At 66.7% G+C, this 7,871-nt stretch carries 7 protein-coding genes; 5 read left to right on the top strand and 2 right to left on the bottom strand.

Features of this window, described 5'->3' with window-relative positions; all coding sequences use genetic code 11:
• Positions 1 to 212 precede the first annotated feature (212 nt).
• The 3 genes from ACYVK7_RS15350 to ACYVK7_RS15340 all read left to right on the top strand — a co-directional run bounded on the left by ACYVK7_RS15350 (position 213) and on the right by ACYVK7_RS15340 (position 3,226).
• Positions 213 to 620, top strand: coding sequence for a hypothetical protein (locus ACYVK7_RS15350; protein WP_460888587.1), 408 nt, complete (start codon positions 213 to 215; stop codon positions 618 to 620).
• Positions 613 to 1,806 carry a ParB N-terminal domain-containing protein gene (locus ACYVK7_RS15345; protein WP_460888586.1) on the top strand — a complete coding sequence of 398 codons (1,194 nt, stop codon included), beginning with the start codon at positions 613 to 615 and terminating at the stop codon, positions 1,804 to 1,806. The genes ACYVK7_RS15350 and ACYVK7_RS15345 overlap by 8 nt, the downstream gene beginning before the upstream one ends.
• 148 nt (positions 1,807 to 1,954) lie before the next feature.
• A complete protein-coding gene (locus ACYVK7_RS15340; RefSeq protein ID WP_460888591.1) occupies positions 1,955 to 3,226 on the top strand; it encodes a plasmid pRiA4b ORF-3 family protein in 1,272 nt (423 codons plus the stop codon).
• A gap of 902 nt (positions 3,227 to 4,128) precedes the next feature.
• On the opposite strand, the gene ACYVK7_RS15335 is transcribed toward ACYVK7_RS15340, so the two are convergent.
• Positions 4,129 to 5,394 (bottom strand): NucA/NucB deoxyribonuclease domain-containing protein, encoded by a 1,266-nt coding sequence (locus tag ACYVK7_RS15335; protein ID WP_460888585.1) that lies wholly within the window; start codon positions 5,392 to 5,394, stop codon positions 4,129 to 4,131.
• A gap of 326 nt (positions 5,395 to 5,720) precedes the next feature.
• On the opposite strand from ACYVK7_RS15335, the gene ACYVK7_RS15330 reads away from it, so the two are divergent.
• Both ACYVK7_RS15330 and ACYVK7_RS15325 read left to right on the top strand, forming a co-directional pair.
• The gene (locus ACYVK7_RS15330; RefSeq protein WP_460888584.1) at positions 5,721 to 5,933 is read left to right on the top strand and encodes a helix-turn-helix domain-containing protein; all 213 of its coding nucleotides are present in this window, start codon (positions 5,721 to 5,723) and stop codon (positions 5,931 to 5,933) included.
• A gap of 66 nt (positions 5,934 to 5,999) precedes the next feature.
• Positions 6,000 to 6,425, top strand: a complete 426-nt coding sequence (locus ACYVK7_RS15325) for a DUF6578 domain-containing protein (protein ID WP_460888583.1) — start codon at positions 6,000 to 6,002, stop codon at positions 6,423 to 6,425.
• Positions 6,426 to 6,467: 42 nt separating this feature from the next.
• Here ACYVK7_RS15325 and ACYVK7_RS15320 read toward each other — a convergent pair whose 3' ends face one another.
• Positions 6,468 to 7,781: a tyrosine-type recombinase/integrase gene (locus ACYVK7_RS15320; RefSeq protein WP_460888582.1), complete on the bottom strand. Its 1,314-nt coding sequence runs from the start codon at positions 7,779 to 7,781 to the stop codon at positions 6,468 to 6,470.
• Between the last annotated feature and the right edge of the window lie 90 nt (positions 7,782 to 7,871).

Here is a 7,871-nt window from a genome sequence, read left to right as displayed (position 1 = left end):
GGGAGCAGGCATGATGCACATCCTTCCCTGCAACGCTCCTCAGCGCCGCAGATCATGTGACACCTACCCGCGCATCAGTCCCGGTCCGGTTCGGCGAATGTGACGACGGTGACCGCTCCTGGACGGACCACCTCGACACGACCACTGCGGTTGGACGTCGACTGCTCGACGAGTCGTCTACCCGCCCGAGCTCGGTCAATGGTGTTGCTCCCATGGAAGTTCCAGTGGCCGTGGCGAACGTCGTCGAGCTGCTCGTGGCGCTCGGCTGGCCCCGCACCGTCGCCACCAACGGCCTGGACTACATCTGCTCCCGCCTCGCCGAGGCTGGCAACCCGACCACAGCGTTCGAGTACCTGCGCCGTGACCTGACACCGCTCACTCTCCTGGACATCCCGCTCCGCTCGTGGACCACCCTGTGCCGCATCATCCTGGGACCCGACGACGGCCTCGGGCATGTCGCGGGTCTCCTCCGCCGTGTCCTGTCCGGTGAACCTATCTCCACTCTGCTGACGGATCAGCGGCTCGTGAGCCAGATAGTCCGCTCTTCGCCGCCAGGGGGCGGGGCCACGGTCCCTGCAACAGATGGACAGATAACGACGAGGAGGGTGCGCGATGCCTGACCAGAACGGCACCCCAGCCGGGACCCTCACGGTGACTGTCGACTCGATCGCGGTCGGCGCCCGGCACCGCAAGGATGCCGGCGACCTGGACGCGCTAGCCGCGTCGATCGACCGGCTCGGGCTGCTGCAGCCCATCACCGTTACGCCGGACCGGGTGCTGGTGTGCGGGTGGCGGCGCCTGGAGGCCGTCAAGCGCCTGGGTTGGAAGTCGATCAAGGTCTGGGTGCGCTCTGGGATCTCCGACCCGGTCACAGCTCTGCTGGCCGAACGCGACGAGAACACTCAACGCAAGGACTACACCCCGTTGGAGAAGGAAGCCCTCTATCGCGAGATCAAGGAACTACTCCGCGAAGACGCTGCGCACCGACAGGCCGAGACTCGGTTCGGCGGCGCGCGCCGCAACGAGAACAAGAAGACCAGCCAGGTCGACGCCGACGGTGGAGTCCACCGGACCCCGCCAGGGCAACCTGCCGAACCGACGAAGATCGCACAGGAGCACCCTGGGCAAGGCAAGGTACGGGAGCAGGCGGCGCTGATCGTCACCGGCCGCAAGTCGCAGAACACCCTCGAACGCCTCAGCATGCTCGTCGACCTCTCCCGCGACGCCACCCGGCCTGACCACATTCGCAGCCTCGCCGCCGAGGCCCTGGCACGGATCGAGGGCGGGCACCCGGTCTACCCTGAGTACGAGGCTGTCCGGGCAGCCCTTGCCGCCACCGATCCCGACCAGCAGACCATCGAACCTGTGACCGCCGCGGACGTCCAGGAACTCCTGTCCACGGTCAGGAAGAACGAGAATCTCCCTCACGCCCTGCGCAACGACAGGGTCGGGGATCGTGAGAACAGCCAGGCCGACGGCACGCGACGCGGTGTCTCGTCGTCCAGCCTGCGACTGTGGGTCACGATCTGGCACAGCCTCAAAGGCTGGACCACCCGTTACGACCCCACGGTCATCGCCGCGAGCGCCTCCGATACCGACTGGACCATCTTCTGCGAGGTACTCGCGGAGACCAATGCGTTCGCTCGGCGAGCCCAGGCCGCGCGCAACGCCATGCGCCAGCCGCGCGACACCATCAGCGACCAGACTCTCTTCGATACCACTGACTCCGTGTCGGACGAAACGAGTGACCCCGGGTGCCGCACGGCTGTCGAGAACCTGCGTGGCGATACCAGCGGCGAGCCCTGATGCCTGGCGTGTAGCGCCGAGGGGGACCATCGCATCACCACGGCATGCCGGGAGCGCCGTCCCGCCGGCCGCAAACAACGCCCCGCCATACGGTCGGTACGGTAGCCGGGTGAGCGATCACCTCGACGCCGTGCCGCCCTCCGAAGCGATGCCGCGAGACCTCTCGACCGTTCTACGGATCCGAATCGATCTCGATGACGCGCAACCACCGATCTGGCGTCGACTCGATCTGCGATCTGACCTCACGCTCGACGTCGTGCACCAAGTCATCCAGGACGCCTTCGGGTGGTCGGACTCCCACCTGCACCGGTTCGCGCTCGGCGGCAGCGTCTGGGACCGCGACGCTCAGCTCTTCCTGTGCCCGTACGACGTCGCAGAGGGTGAGGACGAAGGAACCCCGGAGGAACAGGTTCGCCTCGATCAGGTGCTGAACGAGCCCGGCGACGGGCTGCGGTACGTATACGACTACGGCGACGACTGGCAGCTCAAACTCCGCCTGGAGACGTCCCTGCCCGCCATGCCGGGTACTCCCCCGGCGGTGTGCGTGGACGGAAGGCGCGCTGCGCCACCGGAAGACTCACGATTCGAGTACATGAACGACGGCCTGGCCACGCTCGTCGAGGACCCGGACCGGTTCGAGCCCGCCGGGGTGAACGAGCTGCTCAAACGGCCCTGGTACGTGCTCCGCGCCCGTGGCGTGCACCCACGCCTGCTGGAACTGGTGAACATCCTCTCGATCACCAGCCACGGCGCCGAGCTCGGAGCCTGCCTCGCCGCCCTCCCTGACCCACCGGCTAGGCCGTCCGACGACGAGCTCCGCACCGCGTTCAGTGCCCACCTGTGGTTCCTCGACCACGCTGGCGACGGTGGCATCCCGCTCACCGCGGCAGGCTACCTGCGCCCCGCGGCCGTGGAGGAAACGGCCACCCTCATCCCCGCGATGGCGAACTGGATCGGCAAAGGCAACCGCGAAGACCTCACCTACCCCGTAGCAGAGTTTCGCAAGTCGCTGGTCAAACACCTCCGGCTGCTGCGCAAGTACAAGGGAGCGCTGCACCTCACCCGGGCCGGCGCGTCGGCCCGGGACCGTCCCACGGTGCTGTTCGACCATCTCGCCGCATCGATCACTCCGCCACAAGAGCGTGGGCGGTTCGCCGTCGACGCCGACCTGCTCGTTCTCGCGTACGCGGCCGTCACCCCCGACGGCAAGCTACCCCTCGACCAGATCGCGGCCCACCTGACCGACCTCGGCTACCAGCACGACGACGGCCAGCCAGTCGCCGGACACGTCCTCCATCAGTACGAGGCCAACGTCCACGACATCCTCGTCAACATTGCCGAACCGCCGACGGGACGTCGAGCACGGAGTCAGATCAGCGCGGTCGCGGCGGCGCTGGCCAATGCAGCACTGGGGCGCTGAGGCCTATCGGCCGCCCGGCTATAGCTTCGTCGTCTCTGCGCCCGCACCCGCCGTACGGTCTGCCGGATTACCGGGACAGGGGACTGAGAGCCACCAGTACTCGCACTGGCAGTCCCCCAGACGAACCGCTAGAGCGACGGCTGGCTTCCGAGCAGTCATTCCTCCCTGCGACGTCGCTGACGCGCGGCCAGGTCTCGAAGCCGGTCCTGTCCACGGTCAACGGCAGCTTGCTCTTCTGCGCTGAGCCGCGGTGCCGGGACGTGCTGGCTGCGGTTCAGAAACCCTGCGAGGCGGTTGCTCCCCTGCGACGCCCTCTGCCTCAGATCTGCTACGCGACGGGCCCGCACAGCAGCTGGCTCCGTCACCGAGTGTGTGAGCGCCAGCGGCTGAGCGTAGTCCGCACGCCATACGTCGATCCTGTAGCTCTCGACAGGCTCCTTGACCACAAGGTCTCGCGCTCTTGCCCGCCCCGAGGCACGCACTCGGATGCGATACCAACCAGGGCCCGAGAGATCGATACTTCGGTTGGGCGTTGAGGCATCGCCGAACCCGCCAACGAAAGCGGGCTGATTCACCGCGAAGATACTGAACTCGGCGGCGTCGACAGACGCGTCCAGCTCCACAGGTGGTGGGGCGTTGTGCGCGGCGAGCGTGACGCTCACTGGCCCCATGGAGATTCCTGTGCGAATCACTGGGGCTCGTACCAGATGCACATCTCCGGGGCCCTCAGGAGCGGGGATGACTGAACGGACCTCGGGCCCAGCCTCGGCGTCCAGGATGAGCTGAGCGATCACACCGGGATCGCCAGGCGGCAGCCACGCGCACCCGTGTATCGCGAGGCAGGATTCGCTGACTCGCGCCGCGTACGTGTGGCTGCCGCCGTCGTTGCTGACGATCATCGGCTATCCGCTGAAGTTCACCCAGAAAGCGTCACCGTCGAGCACGCGTTCCGGCCCGTACAGGCGGGTCTCCAGCTGGCCGCCTGCGCCGGAGTTGTTCGTCTCGTCGATCATGCATGAACTGTACCCAGTCGGTCCGGTCACGCCGGTAGGGAGCTGTGAAATACCGCACCAGTCGAATGTGCGTCCCGTACCTCCGCCTGTTGAGGCTCCTTCGTAGGTGGATGCGAAGGGGTATTCGTCGCAGCTCTTGCCAGTTGGTCGCGGGTAGCTGTCGGGACATGCCAGATTGCGGTTAGCCTGCTGGAGCGCATCGTCCATCAGGCGGTGCAGGGGTACCGAGCCGGCACCTAGATTCGCGCCGGGTAGACCACTGTTGATCGCATCGATCAGGTGGTCACCGTATTCCGGGAATTCCCAGTAGGCCCAGGTCATCGTCGGAGTCGCGAACGGGATGACACATCCGGCGACGCGGTTGATCAGTTCGCTGTCGCACCGGATGTCAGCCGCGTTGCCGAACTGCCCCGAGACCCACTCCTGAGCCGTAGGCGCCCGGAAGCTGAGCGACCAGCCGGTGTTGCTCGTCCCCTGACCACCCGCGACGACCGGCCATTCCCACGTGGCCAGGCCAGAGACCTCGTCGCCGACCGTGGTGAGCGCTTCAGGCACGAAGTCGACGTCCTCCTCCACGCACGGCCCGCTTGCGCACAGGGGCACACCAGCCACTTCGACTCCGACCGCCTCACCAGTCAGGATGCTCGGTGCGACCGTGACTTGGTGGTGCCAGAAGTTTGTGTCGGGCGAAGTGACGATGTAGTCCGCGACGAGGAAGTTCATCAGGCCGACAACCGTGGTCACGCCATCACGAGTCTGGTAGACGGTAAAGACGTGGCTGGAGATGACGCACCCGTTGTGACGAGTCACGTAGGTAACACCGCTTGCACCGTGCTCGGTGCACCACTCCGGGATGGGATATGGGTCGAAGTCCGCGGCGCCGCTCTCGAGGGACGGCAGTTCCTTGAGGTCCTGATCCAGGGTGCGCAGACAGGTCCAGGTACCGTCATCGGCTACCGCAGAGCACTCCTCATCGTCTTCAGCGAGGGTTCGAGCGCCGTTGGCATCGATCGGCGTCGGCTCGCTCGAAACTCGCCAGCCCTCACCTGAGGAGCTGACCCATGACGGGTCGACCTGGGTAAGCGGCAGATCCGGAACATCGCCGGACGCGCCTGCGGCAGGCTGGGCGACCAACACACCGAGGCTGGCGGTCATGAGCGCGCTCAATACCGTGACCGCAACCGTACGAGATCGTTGCTTCCGTTGTGCCATGACTTCTCCAAACTTTGTTGTTCGGGGCAACGCCGACGGTACATAACGGTACAAATCGGATCAACAGGGTGAGCGGGTGAAATCGGCACGCGGTCGGGTCGTGTACGGCACAGTCCTGGGCGCCCAGCACTGGACGAGGAACTCAGATGTCGTCAAGAGCGCACTCCGACGCCCGCCCATCGTGGCCCTTGCTCGCCGTGCCGTAACAAGTCCCTGACATTCGCGGCACACCTACGTGGCAGAGCCGAACGACTTCGAAAGGAGACTCCATGCCGCACCACGACATCACTCCCACACGCGACGCTCGCTTGGTCCCCCTGACCGACGCAGCCGAGCATTTCCACGTGTCGGTCAAGACGCTGCGCCGCCGCATCGCCGACGGCACGATCACGGGCTACCGCCTGGGCCGCCTGATCCGTGTGGATCTCGACGAGCTGACGCGGCACCTCGTTGTCGCGATGCCAACGGCCCGCTCGGTGTGACTCCGCACCGACAAGGTGCACGGCCGCTGAGGTCCACCCTCGCGCCCTCGGCGCCGGTGGAGTGCGATGGACAGGTTCTTCGGACACCCCCAGGATTGCGTGGTGCAAATCAAGGTGTGGTACTCCGACTGGCAGCTGCAGTGCTGTGGAGCCCCGTTCGCTGTCGGGGATGACATCGAGTGGGGGATCTCCCACGGCGGTCACGATGAGGTCCTGGAGGACATCTTCGACGAGGAACTGGCAGCCCAGTGCTTCGGCAGCGAAGAGCACCACAGCGATGTCGACGAGACGATCCAGGGAACAGTGACCGCGATCGCAGTCGTGCGTGCACAACTCGAGCAATCGGCGAACGATCCTCGGACGTACTTTGCCGCAGCAGGGACCGGGACTGCCGAGCCGACGCAGCAAGCCGACGGCCGCGAAGGCGACCGTGGCGATCAACACCTGTTCGGTTACCTGGTGGACGTCAATGTCGCGAACACGGGCGTTTAGCACCTCGCTTTATCCGCCAAGCATGATCAGTAACCCGTCATGTCAGCCGACGTCATGACCCCCGCTCTTGTCTCGTGCTTCCTCCAGCCGGATCTCTTCCCGCGCCGTCGCACTCATCCGCGCGGCAAGCTCGATGTCCCGGGCCATCGTCGCCTTCTGGTACCGCAACACCACCGACACGTCGGAGTGCCCGCCACGTCGCATGAGCTCGGCGAGCGTCGCCCCCTCCTGCGCAATCCGAGTCAGCCCCGTGTGCCTCAGGTCGTGGAACCGATAGCCGTCCGGAAGTCCCGCCACCGCGCCCCGAGCGGCCGCCCAGATGCCGTTCCAGCGCGAAGCCGACAAGTACCGGCTACCTCGCGCGACAGCCGGCACTACCGGCGCCGTCCGTCCCCGCCCGACGTGCTGGTCGATGTGCTCGCGCAGCCGCTCGATCATGAGCGGCGGAACGGCCATGGACCGGACGCCGCTGTCCGACTTGGGATCGGTGAGCTTGCCGGTGCTCCCGTTCTTCTGCCGACGCACGTACAATGTCGCCGCGGTCCGGTCGCTGTTCCAGACGATGTCGTGCCGCTGCAGCCCCAACACCTCCCCGCGTCGCAGCTGGCACCACGCGGCGAACAGCACGGCGATCCGCCAGGGCTGCGGCACCGCCACGTAGAGCGCGTCGACCTGAGTCGGCGTGGCGACGTCGTCCTCGGGTGTGTGGGCGTCGTCGTGCCGCACGGACTTACGGGCCGGTGTCGGCACGTCCGGCATCTTCCCGAGCAGCCCGTCGCGCACCGCCGCCCGGAGGATCATCTTCAGCACGTCGACGGCGTCGCCCGCGATGCCGTTGTGCTTGGCGTCCTCCTTGAGCACCGAGGGCATAGCGACGAGCTTGAGCACAAGCGCACGCACCCGCTCGGTGTCGATCTCCCGGACCTTCACGTCCCCGAGCGGCTTCATGAGGTAGTTGCGCACCCGCCCTCGGTACGCGAGCACGGTCCCCGGCCGGCGAAGCTTGCCTCCCTTGCCGGGCTCGGTGGCGATGCGCTCCAGCCACCGCTCGGCGTACTCGCGGAACGTCACGTCCCGCGCGGCTGCGGCCTCAGCGGCGGCCCGACGCCGTCGGACAGCCTCGGCGGGCGGGAGCCACTCCCCTCGGCTGATCGCCGCGTGCACGCCGTTGAGCCACTCACGAGCGTCACCCTTGGTGAGGAACGTCAGCGGCTTGTCGTCCTCGGTTCGCGCCGAGTATGTCCTGTCATCCGGCCCCGTGTAGCGGGCCTGCCAGCGCTTCGAGGGCAGCCTCCGCAGGCTCCCCCACGCCTCGCGGCGCTGCCTGGCCGTCGTCTCGGTCGTCGTCTTTCCCATCGGTCAACCTCCTGGTTCGTGTCCGTCGTCGTGCCATCCCCGTGCCATAAGTGGCGGGAATTTCGGACCGTTCACGTCCATAGGTGTCCA

The sequence above is a fragment of the Promicromonospora xylanilytica genome, assembly GCF_054782895.1.
This window is presented reverse-complemented; position numbering and strand designations above follow the sequence as displayed.